The following is a 19777-nucleotide window of genomic DNA, read 5'->3' as shown; positions in this document are numbered from 1 at the left end:
GCCCGATTGGCGATCTCCCTGCCGGGGTAAGTCCAGGGATGCCGCACCCCCTACCAACGGCCGCGGCGGGCCGTACGCCAGGTTAGAGCCGAGGAGCGAGACATGGGCATTGGTGGCAGCATCTTCCTGATCGCGCTCGGCGCGATCTTCGCATTCGCCGTGGAGGCCGACCTGGGTTGGCTGGACCTGACCGTGGTCGGCTGGGTGTTGATGCTCGCCGGTGTCGCCGGCCTGCTCACCACCCTCTACTTCTGGAACAGCCGCCGCCGTACGGTGGTCGCCGCCCCGGTCCGCGAGGAGCGCGTGGTGGCCGACCGGGTGGTGCCGGTCCAGGGCGACCAGGTCATGCAGGAGTACCGCGAGGTGCGTCGGCCGGGTCGCCCGGTCTGATCCCGCACGCGCACACTCCGGGGTCCCGCAGCGTGGCGGGGCCCCGGCTCGCGTGTGTGTGGCCTCAGGCGAACAGCGCGAAGTAGATCGCGATGTGGTGGCACAGTGCCGCCAGCAGGGTGCACGCGTGGAAGAACTCGTGGTGGCCGAAGACTGTGGGCCACGGGTTGGGGCGGCGCAGCGCGTAGAAGACGGCGCCGACGCTGTAGATGGCCCCACCGGTGATCAGCAACACCAGCGCCGCGACACCTCCGCCGTGCAGAATCTGCGGCAGCATGGCCACCGCCACCCAGCCGAGCGCCAGGTAGAGCGGTGCCGAGACCCAGCGCGGCGCGTGCGGCCAGATCACCTTGAGCGCCACACCGGCCAGTGCGCCACCCCAGACCAGGGCCAGCATCACAGTGGCCTGCCGGGTCGAGAGCAACATGGCGCAGAGCGGGGTGTACGTGCCGGCGATGAACACGAAGATCATGCAGTGGTCCATCCGGCGCATCACCTGGTAGCCGCGCTCCGACCACACGCGACGGTGGTACAGGGCGCTGGTGCCGAACAGCCCGCAGACGGTCAGGCTGTAGATGGCGCAGCTCACCAGGGGCGCCCAGCCCGGCCGGGTGGCGGCGATCGAGCAGAGCACGATGCCGCAGACCACGGCCACGAAGAAGGCGTACGTGTGCAGCCAGCCGCGCATCCGGGGCTTGCCGATGTCGACCGGCTTCAGGCGAAGCGGGGCGGAGGTGGTCACGGCATCAGGTTACGGCACCGTAGGTTACTTTCAAGTAGTCAGGCCGGTGACACCGCGCACCGTCACCGTGAACACCGTGCGGGTACGACATCGGCGAGGATGAGCCGATGCGGATCCGACCCGTCGGTGTGCACGCCCTGCTGCTCGACTGCGTCGCCCCGGCCGACATCCCCGAGGCGGCCCTCGTCGAAGCGTGGCGGGCAGAGTTGTGGCGCCGCCGCGAGCAGGGTGACCTGAGCGCCGTCGAGATCGTGCCGGCGGCCCGCACCATCCTGCTCGACGGCCTGCCCGACCCCGCCGCCACAGCCGACCTGCTGTCCCGCTGGGCACCAGCGGTCACCACCGCTGCCGTCACTGCCACCTCCGCCACTGCCCGCGACGGCGTACCGGCCGGCGTCGTCGTTCGGGTCGAGTTCGACGGGCCGGACCTGCCCCTCGTCGCCGAGCACTGGGGCGTCGACGTTCCGGCCGTGCTGCGCCGCCTGACCGGCACCCGGTTCCGGGTCGCGTTCTGCGGTTTCGCCCCCGGTTTTCCGTACCTGACCGGGCTCCCCGCCGACCTGGCGCTGCCCCGGCTGCCCACCCCCCGACCCCGGGTGCCGGCCGGCTCGGTCGCCCTCGCCGGCCCGTACGCCGGCATCTACCCGAGCGCGTCCCCCGGCGGCTGGCTGCTGGTCGGGCGGACCGACCTGCCCCTCTTCGACGTCGACGGCGACCCGCCCGCCCGACTCGGCCCCGGCACCCGGGTTCGGATGGTGGCGCCATGACCCGTCCGGCCGAGATCGAGGTGCTCCGCGCGGGCGCGCTCACCACCGTGCAGGATCTGGGCCGACCCGGCTGGGCGCACCTCGGCGTACCCCGTTCCGGGGCCCTCGACCCGACCGCCCTGCGGCTCGCCAACCGGCTGGTCGGCAATCCCGAGCAGGCCGCCGGCCTGGAGATCACGCTTACCGGCTGCACGCTGCGGCTGACCCACGCCGCCACCGTGGCGATCACCGGCGCCGAGGTGGCGGTGCGGGCCGGCGACCGTCCGGGCGACACCGGCCGTCCGCTCACCGTGCCGGCCGGGACCGTGCTGCGCGTCGGCCCCGCCCGTCGGGGCGTACGGAGTTGGCTCGCCGTGGCCGGTGGGATCGACGTGCCGCCGGTGCTCGGGAGCCGTGCCACCGACACCCTCGCCGGGCTCGGCCCACCCGTGCTGCGCGACGGCGACCGGCTGCCGCTGGGCGTGCCGCTTGCCGAACCCGCCCCGGTGGACGTGACAGTCGGCCCGCCACCCGCATCCGAACTGCGCCTGAGCGTGCGCCTCGGCCCCCGCGACGACTGGTTCGCCCCGAGCGCCCTCGGCCTGCTGTTCGGCACCCCGTACACCGTCAGCCCGGTCAGCAACCGGGTCGGCGCGCGGCTCGCCGGCGCGGCCCTGCCCCGCGCGGTCGCCGGCGAACTGCCCAGCGAGGGCATCGTGCTCGGCGCGGTCCAGGTGCCGGCGGACGGCCAGCCCCTGATCTTCCTCGCCGACCATCCGACCACCGGCGGTTACCCGGTCATCGGAGTGGTCACCGACGTGACCCCGCTCGCGCAGGCCCGGCCAGGTACTACCGTCAGATTTCATGGACCTCAACGCTGACCTGGGCGAAGGATTCGGCATCTGGCGACTCGGTGACGACGACGCGCTGCTGGCCCTGGTGACCTCCGCGAACGTGGCCTGTGGCTTCCACGGCGGAGACCCGTCCACCATGCGGCGGGTCTGCGAGGGCGCGGCGAAACGCGGCGTCGCGGTGGGCGCGCAGGTCGGCTACCGGGACCTGGCCGGCTTCGGCCGGCGGCGCATCGCATACGACTTCGCCGAGCTGCGCGACGAGATCACCTATCAGTTGGGCGCGCTGGACGCGTTCTGCCGGCTCTTCCGCATCCGGGTCCGCTACCTCAAGCCGCACGGGGCGCTCTACCACGCGGCCGCCACCGACGAGTCCCAGGCGGCGGCGGTGGTCGCCGCAGTCAGCGGCCACGACCCCGAAATGCCAGTGCTCTGCCTGCCCGGCTCGACGCTCGCCCAACTCGCCGTCGGCGCGGGCCTGCCCGTGGTAGCCGAGGCCTTCGCCGACCGCGGCTACCTGCCCAACGGGTCGCTGGTGCCGCGCGGCGCACCCGGCGCGCTGATCACCGATCCGGAGGAGGTGGCCACCCGGGCGGTACGGATGGCCACCGAACGGACCGTCGTGGCGGTGGACGGCACCGTGATCCCCTGCCCGGTGGAGTCGATCTGCGTACACGGGGACACACCGGGGGCGGTCTCCGCCACCGAGCTGGTCCGCGCCTCCCTGATCGACGCCGACGTCCCGCTCGCCCCGTTCGCCGCCTAGCCGTCGAGGCGCGGGGCCGAGCAGGCGTCGAGGCCGCCGGGCCGATCAGGCGTCGAGGCCGCGCAGGACCAGCGGAAGCCGGGACGCCGCCCCGTCGACCACCCGCACCGGTACGCCCCAGTCCTGCCGGGTCAGGTGGCAGGCCGCGTGCTCGACGTCCGCGTCGCAGGTCGCCGCCTGCGCGGTCACCTGGAGTACCCCGCCGGTCGCCTCGCCATTGAGCACCAGCCGACGGGACAGCTCGGTACCGGTGCCGGCGCCCTCCAAGAGCAGCTCCGGCGGGGACGCGGAAACCACAAGCCGGGTCGACGGCCCGTACGTCTCGTCCAGCTTCTGCCCCGGCGCGGGCGTGAAGACGATGTCCAGCGTGACCTCGCCCGCCGCCACGTCGGTCGGCTTCCGCTCGGTGCGATGCCGGGGGCCGTCCACGGTGCTCGCACCCGCCGCCGACAGCGCGCCGGGCGCCAGCCGGGTCAGGCGGTGCGCGGCGGACTCCACCACCAGCACCTCACCGGCCGGAGTGAGCACCAGGTCGCTCGGCTCGGCCAGCCCGTCCGCGACGGTGGACACCTGGCCGGTGGCCGGGTCGAAGCGGCGCACCGCGCCGTTGTAGGTGTCCGCGATCAGCACCGAGCCGTCCGGCAGCGCGCACACCCCCAGCGGGTGCTGGAGCAGCGCCGACTCGGCCGGCCCGTCCACGTGCCCGAAGTCGAAGAGCCCTTGCCCGACGGCGGTGCCCAGCACCCCGTTCTCGACGTACCGGACGGCACTGGTCTCGCTGTCGGCGATCCAGAGCCGGACGCCGTCGGCGGAGACGGACAGCCCCGACGGCTGCGCCATCCACGCCTCGGCCAGCGGGCCGTCGCGCAGCGCCTCCACGGTGGTGCCCGCGTACATGCCGGCGGTCCGCTTGATCGGGTCGAACCACCAGAGCTGGTGGATGCCCGCCATCGCGATGATCAGTTTGTCGTCGTACCAGGCCAGGTCCCACGGTGAGGACAGGTCCACGGAGAGCGCGTCGTGCGCGTGGTCGTCGACTGAGGCCCGCCACTGCCGGCCGCTGCCGGCCACGGTGACCACCTCACCGGACTCCAGCCGTACGCCGCGCAGAAGGTGGTTGACGGTGTCGGCGACCACCAGGTCGTAACCGGCGACCTCGGCGACGTGCGTGGGCAGCACACAGAGGCCCTGCGGCTCGGAGAACGTCGCCGCTTCGGCCGGCCCGTCGGCCCGACCCCGCTCGCCCGAGCCGATCCGGCGCACCGGCGTCTCGCCGTCCGGGGCCACCTCCACCAGGGAGTGCCGGGCCGAGTCGGAAACCAGCAGGTTGCCGTCCGGCAGCAACACCGCCTTGCCTGGGAAGCGCAGCGCCGTCTCCGGGGCCGGCGGCGGGACGTACGGGCCGGTGCCCCGGTGCAGGGTGCCCTTCGCCTCGTGGGTGGCGATCAGCTCGTCGATCAGTCGGGCCAGCCCTTCGGCGTGGCCCTCGCCGGCCATGGTGGCCACCACATAACCCTCGGGGTCGATCACCGACAGGGTCGGCCAGGCCCGGGCCGCGTACTGCTGCCACATGTCCAGCTCGGGATCATCGAGTACGGGATGGTGCACGCCGTACCGCTCGACGGCCGCGACAAGCGCGTCGGCGTCCTTCTCGTGCTCGAACTTCGGCGAGTGCACGCCGATCACGACGAGCACGTCGCCGTACTTCTCCTCCAGCGGCCGCAGCTCGTCGAGCACGTGCAGGCAGTTGATGCAGCAGAAGGTCCAAAAATCAGCGAGGACGATCTTTCCGCGCAGATCCTGCAGGGTCAGGTCCTTGCCGCCGGTGTTGAGCCACTGCCGGCCCCGTAGCTCCGGTGCCCGTACGCGCGCTGTCGTTCCCATGCCTGTCAGCCTGCCACGCCCCGCGGACCCGGCCCCCGTGACCCGGACGACAGGGTGTCACGGTGCCGTCCCGGTGATCGTTGGCAGCTCAGCAGGGCCACGCTCGGCGTGTCGAACCGCTCAGCCGCCACCGATCAAGGAAGCGACGACGAGCGTGCGCAGGCATCTGTTGTGCCCGAGTTTGGTGAAGCGGGCGGGAACGACGACGGCGGGGCCACGGTTGACCGTGGCCCCGCCGTCGGTGCGTCTACTTCGTGGCCGGCTTGAGGCAGAGCACCCGGTTGGCGCCCTCGCCGGGCAGCACCACGTGGGGCTGGACCGGGTCGGCGCACTTGTCCTTCGCGTCCACCTTGGAGACGATCGTGAACGCGCCCGCCTCGCCGCAGTTCACCGCCGACGCGCCCTGGCCGACCTGCTTCACGCAGGTGCCGACCGCCGGGTCGAAGGCCTTGGAGTCGTCTCCACCGTCGAACTTGCCGAGCAGCATCAGCAGGCCGAGCGGCACCGCCAGGATGAGCACGGCGGCGACCAGCACCGCGGCCAGGACCCGCCCGTTGCGCACCTTCGGCGTCGGAGCCTCAACCTTGGGCTCGTCCGCGTCCGGCTTGAACGCGTCGAACCGCCCCTGGTCCGATTCGGTGGCCTCCTGGCCCCAGGACGGCACCGGCTGCTGCGGCGGCGGGAAGGCCGGGAACTGGCCGCCCGGTGCCTGCTCGCTGGCCGGCCCACCGAAGCTCGGCGCGCCGCCCACCGCAGCGGTGCCCGCAGCCGGTGCCCCGAAGCGGTCGGGCGGGCGCTCGCTGCCGGACTGCGGTCGAACCCCGTTCACGGGCCGGTTGTTGCCGGGCGCGTCGACGAAGGAAGGAACTCCGGGTGGAAACGCCGGCGGCGCGGCCGCGGCGGTGGGCTCGCCGAACCCGTTGGGCGCCGACGCGCGGTCCCGGTCGTCGAACTGCGGCTCGGACGGCGAATCGTCGCCCCAACCGGGGAAGCCCTGCCGATCCGGTCCGTTCTGCCAGTCGGGCGTGGTCGGGCGCTCCGGCGTCTGTTGCCAGTCGGGTGCGCCCTGGCGGCCGGCATCCTGTTGCCAGTCGGGCGTGGCGGGGCGCTCCGGGGCCTGTTGCCAGTCGGGTGCGCCGGGGCGGCCGGCGTCCTGTTGCCAGTCGGGAGTTGCCGGACGGTCCGGGGCCTGCTGCCAGTCGGGCGTGCCCTGGTGGCCGGCGTCTTGCTGCCAGTCGGGCGTGGCGGGGCGCTCCGGGGCCTGCTGCCAGTCGGGCGGGCCCGAACGCTCGGTACCCGGGTCGGCCTGGAACGCGTCCGGGGCCGCCTGCTCCGGCTCGTTGTCCGGCTCGGGTCGAGCCGGGCGGCCGTACACCCGGGGTTGTGGCGTGGCGGCGCTCGTCGGCCGCATGGCCTGGTCGGCCGGGGGCATCACCCGGCTGGCCAGCGGTACCGAGGCGCTCGCCGAGGCGCGGCCCGCCGCGCCGGCGGCCGACTCGGCGTCCGAGGCCGGTACGACAGCGCGGCCCGCCCCGGACTCCGGGGAGGTACGCGGGGCAGGTACCACGGCGGCGCTGGCCGATGCCTCCTCGGCCCGGCCCCAGGCGGCCGGCTCGGCCTCGTACGGTGCGGCGGCGTCCGGGGTCTCCCGCTCGGCGTACGCCGGCTGCTCGGGGATCGGCGGGTACTGCGTCGAGGGAGCGTAGTCGGCCGGCGGGGCGGCGGCGAGGCTGGCGCCCGGCACGCGCTGCTCCTGCGGGGGCAGCGGCACCGCGTTGGCGGGTGAGATCCCCGGCGCGGGCGCGGGCTGGTAGATGGGCGGCTCGTCGGCCCGGTCGGCGTCCCAGCCACCGCGCGACTGGGCGGAGGCTTCCGCCTCGGCGCGGCCCCACACCTCGCCCGGCGCCCACGGCTGCACTTCCGCGACGCCGGAGCTGGCCTGCACCGGGTTGTCCGGGCCGGCGGCGGCCCAGCCGGGCGTCGTGTCGTTGCCGGGCACGCTGACGCTGGCCCGGGCGGTCCCGGGGCCGGCCTGCTCGGCCTGGGGCCATGCGGTCGGTTCCGGACGCTCGGCCGGCTGGTCCTGCGGCGAGAGCACCCAGTCCGGCTGCTGCGGGCGGCCCTCGGCGCCACCCCATGCGGCAGGTTGCGGAGCCTCCTCCTGCGCGGTCCAGTTCGGCGCCGGGACCTGTGCCGCGCCACGGGCACCGGCCGACTCGGCCTGCCCCCAGGCGGGGGACGGCTGCTCGGTCTGCCCGGCGGGTTGGCCCCAGGCCTGCGGGGCCTGCTCGGCTGGCGTCCAGACCGGCTGGTCCTCCCGGGCTGCGGCACCGACGGCCCAGCCGCCGGACCCGGACGGGTCGTCCTGCGGGCCGGCTGCGCCGGCTCGGCCGGCGGGCTGCGCCGGCTCGGCGTTCCAGTCGGCGGCGGGCGGGTTGGCCTGCGCCGCGCCAGCAGCCCATCCGCCGGAGCGGGACGGATCGTCCTGGGCGGGCCATGCGGCGGTGGCCGGGGGCACCTGCGCGGCGCCCCGGGCGGCCGGCTGGGCCTGCGCCCAGTCGGGCTGCTCAGGGGAACCGGCGGACCAGGCGGGCGCGGCCTGCTCGGGTGGCGTCCAGCCCTGCTGCGGGGGAGTCCACGGGGTGGGCTGTCCCTGCTCCGGCGCGCCACCGGTGGCCCACGCGGGCTGTGCCGGGTCGCTGGGCTGCGGTGCGGCGGCGGCACCCCAGGCGGGGTTCGGCGGCTGCTGCTCGGACTGGGTCGCCCAGGCCGGGGTGGCGGACGGGTTCGGCCGCGCCGGTGGCGGGGGCGCCCAGCCCAGGTCGGGGCCGGCGGCGTTGTAGCCGTTGTCCGGCTGCGCCGGGCGGTCGCCGTACGACGCCGGTCCGCCGGCGCCCGGTGACACCTCGTCCGGCTCCTGGCCGGGGCGGTGCGGGCCCTCGGACGTCATGGGTGCGCCTCCTCCATCACATGTCGGCCGCCGGTGCCGATCGGTCTCCTCGGCATGGCTGCCGGCGTCACCGGCGTACCGCCGTGCCGGCTCCCCGCACCGTATCCGTTGGGCGCACGCGGCGTCCAAGGAGCATCGGTCGTCACTCCCCGTCGCCGGGTGGTGTCGAGCAGCTTCTATCGGCTCGGCGTCGGCCGGGCCGGCGGGCGGCGACCGAAGCCCACCGTACCGGGCGCTGCGGCAGGGCGGAATCCCGGTGTCAGGTGCTGGCGGAACGCCGATGGCCCACCCGGTGAGCCGGGTGGGCCATCGATCTGGAGGAGGTGCGGAATGTCGTGGAGCGTCAGCTCATGTGACGCTGGGCGATGACGAGGAGTTCCTCGCGAACGGCCGGCGAGTTGGCCGAGCGCAGCGCGTGCTCGATGGCACGGGCGCGGCGGTTGGCGTCGCGGTGGTTGCGGATTCGCTCGATCATGCTCATGGCTTGGGTCCCCCTGGCTATTCGGTTGTCGGCCCCTGATGCGTCCATTCAACAGCAGAACCCGGCCAACTTCCATCGATTATTAGGTGAGCTGAGACACCTGCCTAACAATCAAAGGTCAACAGGGTTCTTGGCCGACGGTTCCGTCGCCCAACGGACACGGCCGGTGTGCCGGGCGTTAACCCGTGGCACACCGGCCGTGGCTGGCGTTTCGGACCGGTCAGGTCCAGGCGAGCAGTGCCGCCTCGGGGTCGGCGAGGAAGTCGCCGATGTCGCGCAGGAACTTCGAGCCCAGCTCACCGTCGATGATCCGGTGGTCGAAGCTCAGCCCCAGCGTGGTGACCTGCCGCGCCTTGACCTTGCCCTTGTGCACCCACGGCATCTCCCGTACCGCGCCGAAGGCGAGGATCGCCGACTCACCCGGCGGCAGGATCGGCGTTCCGGTGTCCACCCCGAACACCCCGACGTTGGTGATGGTCAGGGTGCCGCCGGACATGTCCGCAGGCGAGGTGCGGCCGGACTTCGCCGTCTGCACCAGGGCGTTCAGCGCGTCGGCCAGCTCGCGCAGCGAGAGCCGGCCGGCGTCCTTCACGTTCGGCACGATCAGGCCGCGCTCGGTGGCCGCCGCGATGCCGAGGTTGACGTACTCCTTCACCACGATCTCGTCGCCGGCCCAGGTCGAGTTGACCATCGGGTGACGCTTGACCGCCAGCAGTACCGCCTTCGCCACCAGCAGCAACGGCGAAACCCGGACGTCACGCCACTCCCGCCGGCCCCGCAGGCGCTCCAGTGCCTTCATCGCCCGGGTCACGTCGACGGTCAGGAACTCCGTCACGTGCGGGGCCGTGAACGCCGAGCGGGACATGTTCTCGGCGGTGAGCTTGCGGACACCCTTGACCGGGATGCGCTGCTCACGATCGGCGCCGAAGCTCGCGGCGCTCGTCGCGGTCGAGCTGGCCGCGACCGGCTCGGCCGTCGCCGCAGCCCCGCTCGCGGCCTGCTGTACGTCCTCCCGGGTGATCGAGCCCAGCGGTCCCGACCCGGTAAGCGTGCTCAGATCCACGCCGAGATCCTTGGCGAGCTTGCGGACCGGCGGCTTGGCCAACACGAGCCCGCCCATCGCCGGACCGCCGTGCCCGTTCCGGACCGGCTCCGGTGCGACAGGCTCCGGTGCCACAGTCGCCGGTGCGACAAGCGCCTCGGCCTGCGCCGGGACGGCACCCTTGCGGGGCCGGCGCTTCGCGGCGGTGGTACGCGGGCCGTAGCCGACAAGCACGGCCGTCCGCCCGCCCGGGGCGACACCACCGATCAGACCCGGCTCGATCATGCCCTCGGCCGGGGCCACCTCGACGGCCGCCAGCGAGGCCGCCGACGGGGTGGGCAGGTCACCGGTGGGCGTGGCCGTGGTCGACGGGGCGGTGTCCAGCGGGCCCGCGCCCGGGTCGGTGTCGATCGCGATGATCGGCGTACCGACCTCGACGGTGGTGCCCTCCGGGTGGTGGATCGCCTGCACCTGCCCGGCCCACTTCGCCGGGATCTCCACCGCCGCCTTGGCCGTCTCGACCTCGACGATCGGCTGGTTCAGCTCGATGGTGTCGCCGACCTTGACCAGCCAGGCCAGGATCTCGCCCTCGGTCAGCCCCTCGCCCAGGTCGGGCAGGTTGAACGTCTTGATCCGGGACATGTCGCTCACCAGCCGAAGGTGCGGTCGACGGCGTCGAGCACCCGGTCGAGGTCCGGCAGGTACTCCTCCTCCACCCGGGCGGCCGGGTAGGGGGTGTCGAAGCCCGTCACCCGCAGCACGGGTGACTCCAGGGAGTAGAAGCACTCCTCGGTGATCCGGGCGGCCAACTCGGCCCCGAGGCCGATGTTGGACGGCGCCTCGTGCACCACCACCGCGCGGCCGGTGCGCTTCACCGACTCGTAGGCGGCGGCGAGGTCCAGCGGGGACAGCGAGCGCAGGTCGATGACCTCCAACTCCCGGCCGTCCTCCGCGGCGGCCGTCGCGGCGTCCAGGCAGGTCCGCACCATCGGCCCGTACGCCAGAACTGTCACGTCGGTGCCGGGCCGCACGACCCGCGCCGAGTGCAGGGGGTACGCGTCGGACAGCGGCGCGTCCAGGTCGACCTGGCCCTTCTCCCAGTAGCGTCGCTTGGGCTCCAGGAAGACGATCGGGTCGTCCGAGGCGATGGCCTGCTGGATCATCACGTACGCGTCCTGCGGGTTGGAGCAGGTCACCACCTTCAGGCCGGCGGTGTGGGCGAAGTACGCCTCCGGCGACTCGGAGTGGTGCTCGACCGCGCCGATGCCGCCACCGAACGGGATCCGGATGACCATGGGGATGCTGAGCCGGCCGCCCGAGCGGTAGTGCATCTTCGCCACCTGCGACACGATCTGGTCGTACGCGGGGTAGACGAAGCCGTCGAACTGGATCTCGCAGACCGGCCGGTAGCCACGGATGGCCAGGCCGACGGCGGTGCCGATGATGCCGGACTCGGCCAGCGGGGTGTCGATCACCCGCTGGTCGCCGAAGTCCTTCTGGAGCCCGTCGGTGATCCGGAAGACGCCGCCGAGCTTGCCGACGTCCTCGCCCATGATGATGACCTTGGTGTCGGTCTCCAGGGCGCGGCGCAGACCGGTGTTGAGGGCCTTGCCGAGGGTGAGCGTCTCCGTGGCCATCAGTGGGCGCTCCCCTCGAACGACTCCATGTAGCGGTTGAACTGCGCGCGCTGCTCGTCGAGCAGCGGTGACCCGTTGGGGTAGACGTGGTCGAACATCGTCACCGGCTCCGGGTTGGGCATGCTGAGGACCCGCTCGCGCAGGTGCACCGACTCGCGGCGGGCCTGCTCGTCGACCTCGGCGAAGAAGGCCGCGTCGGCGATCTGCTGCTTCTCCAGGAAGGCCTTGACCCGGGCGATCGGGTCCTTCGCCTGCCACGACTCGACCTCGCTGGCGATCCGGTAACGGGTCGGGTCGTCGGAGGTGGTGTGCGCGCCCATCCGGTAGGTGTACGCCTCGATCAGGCTCGGGCCCTGCCCGTGCCGGGCGTTGTCCAGCGCCGTGCGGGTGACCGCGTACGACGCCAGCACGTCGTTGCCGTCCACCCGTACGCCGGGGAAACCGAAGCCGGCGGCACGCTGGTAGAGCGGGACGCGGGTCTGCCGCTCCAGCGGCTCGGAGATCGCGTACTGGTTGTTCTGGCAGAAGAAGACGAGCGGCGCGTTGAACACGCTGGCCCAGACGAACGCCTCGTTCACGTCGCCCTGGCTGGTGGCGCCGTCGCCGAAGTAGGCGATCGCGGCCTCGCCGTCGTCGGTGCCGACCTTGCCGTCCATGGTGATGCCCATGGCGTACCCGGTCGCGTGCAGGGTCTGCGCGCCGATGACGATCGTGTACATGTTGAACTTGAACTCGTTCGGGTCCCAGCCGCCCTGGTCGACACCGCGGAACAGGCCGAGCGGCATGATCGGGTCGATGCCCCGGCAGTAGAGGACGCCATGCTCCCGGTAGGTCGGGAAAGCCATGTCCTGCGTCCGCAGCGCACGCCCGGAGCCGACCTGCGCGGCCTCCTGGCCGAGGAGGCTGGCCCAGAGGCCCAGCTCGCCCTGGCGCTGCAGAGCGGTCGCCTCGGCGTCGAGCTTGCGGACCAGCACCAGATCGCGGTAGAGCCCGCGGTACTCCTCATCGGTGAAGTCGACACGGTACTCGGTGCCGTCCGGCCCGGTGGCACTGTCGATCCGTTCACCGTCGGGGGTGAGGAGCTGCACCAGCTCCTGGTTACCGGCTGCGCCCTTCCTGGAGCGGGGTGCAGCCCGCCTGCCGCGGGTGGTGCCCCCGGGGTCGCCCTTTGCCATCGGTCTCTCCCTGTCGTGTCTGCGTCGGCACCGGGGGGTCACCCGGCCACGCAACTCGTGCGCCTGCCCGGCTGCTGCCGGACCGGTTCCTGGCGGCCGCGCCTAGCCCCGGTGGGGGTTGCCGCACGGCGTGAGCCGGGTTCTGGCCGAACCCGGATCGGGGAGCGCCGGCGCCGGGCCGCGCCTGCCGCGAGGGTGCGCGGAGGTCACGGCTGCGTTGCCGTCGTGCTCCATATTCGCAGAGCAGGTGAGCGCGCCCACAGTACGCCCGCCCCGCATTCCGACCGCCCACGGTTTGGGGGCCTTTGTCGCCATCGTTGCGCCCTGCGTCCACCGGGCGATCCGGTGCTGATTCGTCACCGTTCGGTCAGTGCCGCGTGTCGACACGCGGTGGATGTTGGCTGACGCAGGGTAACTGGGCGAGGCTGATTGCCGCAGGAACGTACCGATCGGGTGATTGGCCGGATTCTCGCCGGAGGACGCCCCGGGTGTGCTCCAACAGCGACGACAAGGGGTGTGCGGTGGACGAGCCAGGTGACGGTCCCGGCACACCCGCTCTCGGCCGCCACCGGTCTCCGGGCGGCTACCGCCGGGTGATCGGGTCACACCGGGCACCGGGCGCGGGCGGCCCCGCCCGGGGATACCTGCTCACCGTCGCCCTGCTGGCCGGCACCGCGTCGATGCCCGTCCTCGCCGCGGTCAGCGCGGGCTCGGCCACCCCGGGCAGCAGCGCGCTACCGGACACCAGCACCCCGTTCATCCCGACCCCGTCGGTCGGGCCGGTGGTCATCCCCATGCCGGTGACCAGTCAGCCGCCGCCACTCACCCTGCCGTCACCCGGCACACCCAGCGCCGGCCCGACCGCGACCGCCGAGTGGGTCCCCGCCGCTCCCTGGCGTCTCCCGGACGAGTCGTGGTCCGGCCCGACAGGCGACGACCGGGTGCCCATTGGCCGGGAGGAGCCTGCGCCCCCTGCGCCGCCCGCGCCGCGACCCACCCGCAGCGCCCCGCCGGCCGTGCCCCCGCCGCCGTCCAGCCCGTCGCCGTCGCCGGTACCGACCGGCTCAGCGGACCCCGAGTCGACGCAAGCGCCCACGCCGAGCCCGACGCCGACCGACCCGACGTCACCCAGCGCGACCGGTTCGTCGTCCGCCACGGCCGTCCCCACCAGCACCCTCTCCGCACCCGCCAGCACGATTCCGCCGTCGACCGACCCGGATCCGTCGATCACCCCGGGCCCGTCGGCCAGCCCGCCCGAGCCCACCACCGCGCCGTCACCGACGGTGTCGCACTCGCGCAGCGCTTCGGCCCCGCCCGCCTCGCGCAAGGCGTCGGCGCGCCGGGGCCCGGGTGCCGGACCCACGCATCCCACTCTCTCCCCGGCGGTACGGTGACGAGCAGGCGACGCCGAGACGGCGGCGGTGGGCGATAGGCGCGTACCGGAGGGGGTGGCGTGGGCGGCGGTGCGGAACCCCGCCCGGTCGCCGCCCGGCCCGGTCCGGGGCTGCGGGTCGCCCGACTGGTCACCGAGCTGACCGCCCCGGCGGTGCTGGTGTCGCTGCTGATGATCGCCGTGAGTTGGCACAGCGCCAGGGGCAGTGGTCGCGGGCTGCTCTGGGGTCTGCTCGCGACGCTCTTCGTCACCGGCATCCCGTTCGCCTACATCGTCGGCGGGGTCCGCCGTGGTCGGCTCACCGACCACCACATCGGCCTTCGGGAGCAGCGCCGGGTGCCGCTGCTGGTCGGTCTCGGCTCGGTCGCCGCCGGGCTCGCCCTGCTCGTCGTCCTCGGCGCGCCCCGGCCGCTGCTGGCGCTGGCGGTGGCGGGGCTGGTCGGCCTCGTGGTGGCCGTCTCGGTGAGTCACTGGTGGAAGATGTCGATCCACTCGGCGGTCTCCGCCGGCACCCTGATCATCCTGGCGCTGACCTTCGGGCGTGGCTTCCTCGTGGCCGCGCCGCTGTTGGGCGTGGTCGGCTGGTCCCGCGTACGCCTGCGGGACCACACCGTGTCGCAGGTGCTCGCCGGCGGTGTGCTCGGCGCGCTGATCGCCGCGGTCGTCTTCGGTCCACTGCGCTGAGCGATGTCGCCGGGCGAACTGCGCCGGGCGACCGTCTCCAGACTGCACCGGGCGACCGTCTCCGGGCGGGCGGCGTGGGGCCGCCCGCCCTGTCGGTCGTCAGGCGCCGTCGTCGGCGAGGCGGTGCCGGTTCGCCTCGATCCAGGCGTCCAGCGCGGCCGGGTCGTCCGGGTCCACGCCGTCGGCCATCAACTGCGCGACAGCGGCCGTGGCCGGGCTGCGCCGCTCGCCAGTCGAGTAGAGCCGGGCGAACTCCGGCACCATCTCCTCGATCGCCTCGTCGGTGCGCGTCGCGGCCGCCTCAGGCAGGCCGCGCTGCCGCGACGCGTACCGGGCCCAGGCGCGCAGCACCCGGGGCAGCATCGCCGCGTCGTCCATGTCCAGCACGGCACGGCGGTGCACCCAGTCGAGCAGGAAGAGCCCGGACACCGCCGGGCTCCACCGCATCGGGTCGGCGTCCGGGAAGGAGGCCGAGTGGTCCAGCAGCAGGCTCAGGCAGAAGTGCAGCGAGGCGAGTTCCGGGCCGTCGACGCTGTCGAGCCCGAACCGGGCGGCCTCCGGCGCCGCCAGGAACCGCCGGACCAGGTCGGTGCGCTCGGCGGCGGACAGCGGCTCGACCTCCGCCGGGCCGGTCGGATCGGCGGCCGTGGGCAGCAGCGCCAACCGGGCGCCGACAAGCGCGCGGTCGGTGGCGAGCGAACCCTCGTCGGGCAGCTCGGTCAGGTCGTCGGTGACCGAGAGGTGACGGGCCACCTCGCCGCGCAGCCGGGACGGATCCTCGGTGCGGAACCAGGTCAGCTCGTCGTCGGCGCACATCTGCCGGACCTGGTCCAGGATCCGCTCCGCCGGCCCGCCGACGAAGATGTCCTTGGTGATCCCGATGTTGTGGTCGATGAGGGCCACCAGCGCGTGCTCCGGGCCACCTGCCGCGTCGTCGTACGCGAAGGTGGCGAGGTAGGAGGTCTGGTCGCCGTACACGTCGCCGTACGCCCAGCTGCCGGTGAGGTGCACCCGGCCGAGCTGACCGGACCAGGCGGGCGCCTGGCTGCCCGGACGCACCCGCTCGGCGCCCTCGGCGGTCGGGACGAGCGTGGCGAAGACCTGCCGGATCGTGGTGGCCGCCGCGATCCGACGGCGGGCCGTGGCGGCGAGGAACGCGGTGACGAACTCCCGCACGGCGGTGTCGCGGTCGGTTTCCGCGATCGCGTAGACACTGCCCAGCAGCGCGCTGCCGAGCATCTCGGCGTCCAGGGCGGACTCCAGCTTGGTCACGTCGCGTGCGGCGTGCAGCACCGCGTCGTAAGGGGTCTGAGGCGTGGCCATGCTTCGACCCTACGCCGGTCGGGGCGTACGCAGAGGCGTCAGCGGCGGGCGGCGTCCCGCAGCGCGTCGCGTGCCTGCGCGTAGGAGGCCAGCACAATCCGCACCGGGGCGAGCACGTACTCCTCGCCGACGCGGGCGACCTGGGCCGTCAGCCGCTGCTCGGCGCGGCCGCGGGCCCGGCGGGCGGCCCAGCGCACCACCGGGCGGGTCAGCGCTGCCACCAGCAGCCCGGCCAGCAGCCCGCCGAGCAGCAGCAGTGTGGGCAGCGGCACCTGGCCGACCATCGGGTTGTCCAGCGCGGGCAGGCCGAGCGCCCGCAGCGCGTAGCCGAGCACCAGCCAGCCCAACCCGACCACGGCGGCCAGGGTGACAAGCCACTGCACACCGCCGACGATCCGCCACCACAGCGGCCGTCGGCCCAGGCCGAGGTCGGTGCCGGCGATCCTCTGGTCCAGCGCGTCCGGTAGGTCGCCCAGGCGGGACCGGGCGGCGGAGGTGACAGCCGCCGGCCAGGCGGCGGGCAGATCGGCGGCGGCCCGGTCGGCCACCGCGCGGATCGCCAGACCGAGCGCCGAGCGTTGGGCGGCGGTCGGGTCGGGCACCGAGGTCGCCGCGACCAGGCTCTCCGCCGGGTCGGCCGCGTCACCGGACGGGCCGGGCAGGTGCAGCCGGCGCAGCGGGTCGGGTCGGAGCCGACGCCAGCCCCGCACCAGCGGCCAGCCGGTGGCCGCGCCGGCCCGATGCCGGTACGCCTTCTCCACCGCCTCGGTCACCGCCGGCACACCTGCCGTGCCCGCCAGCGCCCGGTTCAGCGCGTCGACGGCCGTGTCTTCCGGGCCGCCCGCCGGTCGGGCCGAGCCGACCAGTTCGTCGAGCCCGGCGACGACCGAGTCGACGTCGCCGGCCAGCCGACGCAGGGCGGCCTGCCGTTCGGCGACCGTACGTTCCAGCGCGGCGCGCAGCCCGGCCATCCCGGCCGGGTCGATGGCGGTGGTGGCGAGCAGCGGCACGCCGGTCAGCCCGTCGGAGTCGAGAAGCCGGCGCAGGTCGTCCAGGACGCGGGGCAGCTCGGTCGGCGACAGCCGGTCGGCCTGGTTGAGCACGACCACTGTGACGTCGCGGTGCCTGTGGAACTCGCGCAGGTAACTGTCGTGGATGACCCGGTCGGCGTACTTCTGCGGGTCGACCACCCAGACCACCTGGTCGACCAGGCCGAGCAGCCGGTCCACCTCCAGCCGGTGGGACCGCTGGACCGAGTCGAAGTCGGGCAGGTCGAGCAGGATCAGCCCGTGCAGCGCCGTCTCGTCGTCCCCGTCGAGCGCGCTCTCCCGGACGAAGCGGTGCCGGGGCAGCACCCCGGTCCAGTCGAGCAACCGGTTGGCGCCCTCCAACGGCCCCCACACGCACGCGTGTGTCACACCTGTGGTCGGCCGGCGGACCCCGACCGGGGAGAGTTCCAGCTGGGCCAGCGCGTTGAACAGGCTGGACTTGCCGCTGCCGGTGGCGCCGGCGAGGGCCACCACCGTGTGGTCACGGGACAGCGCGAGCCGGGTGCCGGCCCGCTCGACAAGTGTGTGCGCGGGCACCAGTTCGGCGTCCGGCAGCAGGCCGTCGACGGCGGTCAGGAACCGGCGTACGGCGTCCAGGCGGGCGATCAACGCGTCGGGGTCGACACGCTGGTCGCCGCGGAACGCCTCGCGTACCCGGCCGGCGATGTTTGTCACCGCGAACCCTCCTCGTCGCCGACCGGCAGGCCGTCGGCGGTGGCCAGGCCGCTGCGGTGCCGGGCCAGCTCGACCCGGCCGGCCGCCCGCCGCAGCGCGTCGCCGGCCGCCTCGGCGGGCCGGGCCTCGGTGGTGCGGGCCAGAAAGCGGTGGGCCTCCGCGTCCAGCAGCGTCCGGACCCGCGCCACCAGGTCGACTCGGGCCTTGGCGGCGAGGGTACGCACCGCCTGGTCACCGAAGATCGCCTGGAGGACGGCCTGCGCGGCGACTGTCGTGCCGGCACCGGTGGCCAGCTCCAGCCCGGTGGGGATGAACGCTGTCGAGGCGAACACGGCGATCATCACGGCGAGCCCGGTGGCGTTCACCGCGTACGCGGCCGTTCGGGCCACGAACCGCTTGTCGCCGCCCTCGACCCGGACCAGCTCCAGCACGGCGCGTTGCCAGTCCCGGACCATCCGTTCGGCGCGTTCGGGCAGGTCGTCGCTGGGGTGGGCGAGCCCCGGCTCGAGCAGGTCCGCTCCCGCGGGGTGTGCCTTCCACCCGGTGTACGCGGATTCGGCGGCCTCGGACGCGACGCCCCGCAGCAGGGTGATGAGCTGCGACTCGATGGCGTTGCGCAGCTCGGCGGCGGGCGCGGGCCGGCCGGTGACGGCGGCCACCACCCGGTCGCGGAGTCGCCCGATGCGGGCCTCCAACGTGCGGAAGAACTCGCCGGTGCCGACGAACTCCTGCCAGCGGGCCAGCACCTCACCGCGGAGCAGTCGACCGTCCTGAAGGCCCTGCTCGACGGTCCGCTCGGCACCCCGGTATGCCGCCCGGACCCGCTCGTCCAGACCGTCGGCGGCGGTGACCTGCTCGTCGGCGGCGTCGGCCAGCTCCTCGACGGCGGGGTGCAGGGCGGCCAGCGCGCCGTCCAGGGTCTGCCGGACCACCGCCGCGCGGGCGTCGGCGTCGGCGGCCAGCCGGGCGAACCAGTCGGACAGCGCCGCCGTGACACCCTCGGGCAGCAGCCCTTGACCGTCGACCCAGGTCTCCGGGAGAACGAACAGCGGCGCTCGGCCCAGATCCTGTGCGGCGAGCATCTCGGCCAGGTGCGCGGCGATCTCGTCGCTGGCCTCGGCGGGCACCCGGTCGAGCACCATGGCGATCACGGCGCCCCGGGCCCGCGCGCTGCGCAGCAGCTCCCAGGGCACCGCGTCGGCGTACCGGGCTGCGGTGGTGACGAAGAGCCACAGGTCGGCGGCGGCGAGCAGTTGGCTCGCGAGCGCCCGGTTGGCGTCGACGACGGAGTCGATGTCCGGCGCGTCGAGGAAGGCCAGCCCCGGCGGCAGGGCGGGGGCGGTGACCAGGTGCAGGGACCGTGGGTCGTCGCTCGGCTCGGTGGTGCGGGTCAGGCCGGGCAGCAGGTCGCCCTGCCGGAACCAGGACGCGTCGGCCGGGTTGCAGACCAGCACCGGGGAGCGGGTGGTGGGCCGCAGCACGCCGGCGGCGCTGACCCGGGCCTTGACCAGGCTGTTGACCAGGGTCGACTTGCCCGCGCCGGTGGAACCGCCGACCACCACGAGCAGTGGGGCGTCCAGTCGGGCGAGGCGGGGCAGGAGGTAGTCGTCGAGCTGGTCGGTGAGGGCGCTGGCGGTGTGCCGGGCGGAGGCGGCGGAGGGCAGGGTGAGCGGATAGCGGGTGGCGCCGATCGCGGCCCGGAGGCCCGACAGCGCGCCGGGGAGGCTGTCGTCCCCGGTGGTGGCGGGCGGCTCCTCCGCGGCGTCCGGCGGGCCGGTGCGGGCTGCGACGGCGGGCGCGCCGGAACGGGTGGCGGAATCGCCGTGCGTCGTCACCGCTAAAGCGTGCCCGACCGATGCAAGGGAAGACAACCGGACGGTAATAACGGCTGGGTTGCGTCGGGTCGGCTCAACTCGACTTGACGATTCGCCAGCGCGTGGCACTATTGAGTCAAGTTCACTCAACTTGTGGTGGGGTCCGCTGCGGGCG

17 protein-coding genes are annotated in these 19777 nt (G+C 74.0%); 5 read left to right on the top strand and 12 right to left on the bottom strand.

Annotated features, from left to right (window positions below; all coding sequences use genetic code 11):
- Nucleotides 1-102 precede the first annotated feature (102 nt).
- The gene (locus ACGFIE_RS03965) at nt 103-390 is read left to right on the top strand and encodes a DUF6458 family protein (protein ID WP_393290720.1); all 288 of its coding nucleotides are present in this window, start codon (nt 103-105) and stop codon (nt 388-390) included.
- Nucleotides 391-454: 64 nt separating this feature from the next.
- Here ACGFIE_RS03965 and ACGFIE_RS03960 read toward each other — a convergent pair whose 3' ends face one another.
- Nucleotides 455-1132, bottom strand: coding sequence for a hemolysin III family protein (locus tag ACGFIE_RS03960; protein WP_393290717.1), 678 nt, complete (start codon nt 1130-1132; stop codon nt 455-457).
- Between the two features lie 107 nt (nt 1133-1239).
- Here ACGFIE_RS03960 and ACGFIE_RS03955 point away from each other — a divergent pair, with 107 nt between their 5' ends.
- The 3 genes from ACGFIE_RS03955 to ACGFIE_RS03945 are packed head-to-tail and all read left to right on the top strand — an operon-like array spanning nt 1240 to nt 3495.
- The gene (locus ACGFIE_RS03955) at nt 1240-1899 is read left to right on the top strand and encodes an allophanate hydrolase subunit 1 (RefSeq protein ID WP_393290716.1); all 660 of its coding nucleotides are present in this window, start codon (nt 1240-1242) and stop codon (nt 1897-1899) included.
- Entirely contained in the window at nt 1896-2759 is an 864-nt protein-coding gene (locus ACGFIE_RS03950; RefSeq protein WP_393290714.1) for a biotin-dependent carboxyltransferase family protein, read from the top strand. Before ACGFIE_RS03955 ends, ACGFIE_RS03950 begins: the two co-directional genes overlap by 4 nt.
- Complete coding sequence (locus tag ACGFIE_RS03945) at nt 2743-3495, top strand: LamB/YcsF family protein (protein WP_393290712.1); 753 nt, start codon at nt 2743-2745, stop codon at nt 3493-3495. Before ACGFIE_RS03950 ends, ACGFIE_RS03945 begins: the two co-directional genes overlap by 17 nt.
- A 45-nt stretch (nt 3496-3540) precedes the next feature.
- Here ACGFIE_RS03945 and ACGFIE_RS03940 read toward each other — a convergent pair whose 3' ends face one another.
- The 8 genes from ACGFIE_RS03940 to ACGFIE_RS03905 all read right to left on the bottom strand — a co-directional run bounded on the left by ACGFIE_RS03940 (nt 3541) and on the right by ACGFIE_RS03905 (nt 14027).
- A complete protein-coding gene (locus ACGFIE_RS03940; protein ID WP_393290709.1) occupies nt 3541-5379 on the bottom strand; it encodes an NHL domain-containing thioredoxin family protein in 1839 nt (612 codons plus the stop codon).
- 247 nt (nt 5380-5626) lie between these two features.
- Complete coding sequence (locus ACGFIE_RS03935; protein WP_393290706.1) at nt 5627-8329, bottom strand: hypothetical protein; 2703 nt, start codon at nt 8327-8329, stop codon at nt 5627-5629.
- 343 nt (nt 8330-8672) lie between these two features.
- Nucleotides 8673-8810: a hypothetical protein gene (locus ACGFIE_RS03930; protein WP_007454215.1), complete on the bottom strand. Its 138-nt coding sequence runs from the start codon at nt 8808-8810 to the stop codon at nt 8673-8675.
- Between the two features lie 220 nt (nt 8811-9030).
- Nucleotides 9031-10503 carry a dihydrolipoamide acetyltransferase family protein gene (locus tag ACGFIE_RS03925; protein WP_393290703.1) on the bottom strand — a complete coding sequence of 491 codons (1473 nt, stop codon included), beginning with the start codon at nt 10501-10503 and terminating at the stop codon, nt 9031-9033.
- Nucleotides 10500-11489, bottom strand: coding sequence for an alpha-ketoacid dehydrogenase subunit beta (locus ACGFIE_RS03920; protein WP_393290701.1), 990 nt, complete (start codon nt 11487-11489; stop codon nt 10500-10502). Before ACGFIE_RS03920 ends, ACGFIE_RS03925 begins: the two co-directional genes overlap by 4 nt.
- Nucleotides 11489-12664: a pyruvate dehydrogenase (acetyl-transferring) E1 component subunit alpha gene (gene pdhA, locus ACGFIE_RS03915; protein WP_363681031.1), complete on the bottom strand. Its 1176-nt coding sequence runs from the start codon at nt 12662-12664 to the stop codon at nt 11489-11491. Before pdhA ends, ACGFIE_RS03920 begins: the two co-directional genes overlap by 1 nt.
- 583 nt (nt 12665-13247) lie before the next feature.
- Entirely contained in the window at nt 13248-13460 is a 213-nt protein-coding gene (locus ACGFIE_RS03910; protein ID WP_393290699.1) for a hypothetical protein, read from the bottom strand.
- 12 nt (nt 13461-13472) lie between these two features.
- Nucleotides 13473-14027, bottom strand: a complete 555-nt coding sequence (locus ACGFIE_RS03905; protein ID WP_393290696.1) for a hypothetical protein — start codon at nt 14025-14027, stop codon at nt 13473-13475.
- A gap of 90 nt (nt 14028-14117) precedes the next feature.
- Between ACGFIE_RS03905 and ACGFIE_RS03900 the strand changes: the two genes are divergently transcribed.
- Nucleotides 14118-14741, top strand: coding sequence for a phosphatase PAP2 family protein (locus tag ACGFIE_RS03900; protein ID WP_393290693.1), 624 nt, complete (start codon nt 14118-14120; stop codon nt 14739-14741).
- A 99-nt stretch (nt 14742-14840) separates the two neighbouring features.
- On the opposite strand, the gene ACGFIE_RS03895 is transcribed toward ACGFIE_RS03900, so the two are convergent.
- The 3 genes from ACGFIE_RS03895 to ACGFIE_RS03885 are packed head-to-tail and all read right to left on the bottom strand — an operon-like array spanning nt 14841 to nt 19623.
- Complete coding sequence (locus ACGFIE_RS03895) at nt 14841-16064, bottom strand: hypothetical protein (RefSeq protein ID WP_393290691.1); 1224 nt, start codon at nt 16062-16064, stop codon at nt 14841-14843.
- 38 nt (nt 16065-16102) lie between these two features.
- Nucleotides 16103-17788, bottom strand: a complete 1686-nt coding sequence (locus ACGFIE_RS03890; RefSeq protein WP_393290689.1) for a GTPase — start codon at nt 17786-17788, stop codon at nt 16103-16105.
- A complete protein-coding gene (locus ACGFIE_RS03885) occupies nt 17785-19623 on the bottom strand; it encodes an ABC transporter (RefSeq protein WP_393290687.1) in 1839 nt (612 codons plus the stop codon). The genes ACGFIE_RS03890 and ACGFIE_RS03885 overlap by 4 nt, the downstream gene beginning before the upstream one ends.
- Nucleotides 19624-19777: the final 154 nt, after the last annotated feature.

Source organism: Micromonospora sp. NPDC049275, from assembly GCF_043197115.1.
GTDB lineage: Bacteria > Actinomycetota > Actinomycetes > Mycobacteriales > Micromonosporaceae > Micromonospora.
This window is presented reverse-complemented; position numbering and strand designations above follow the sequence as displayed.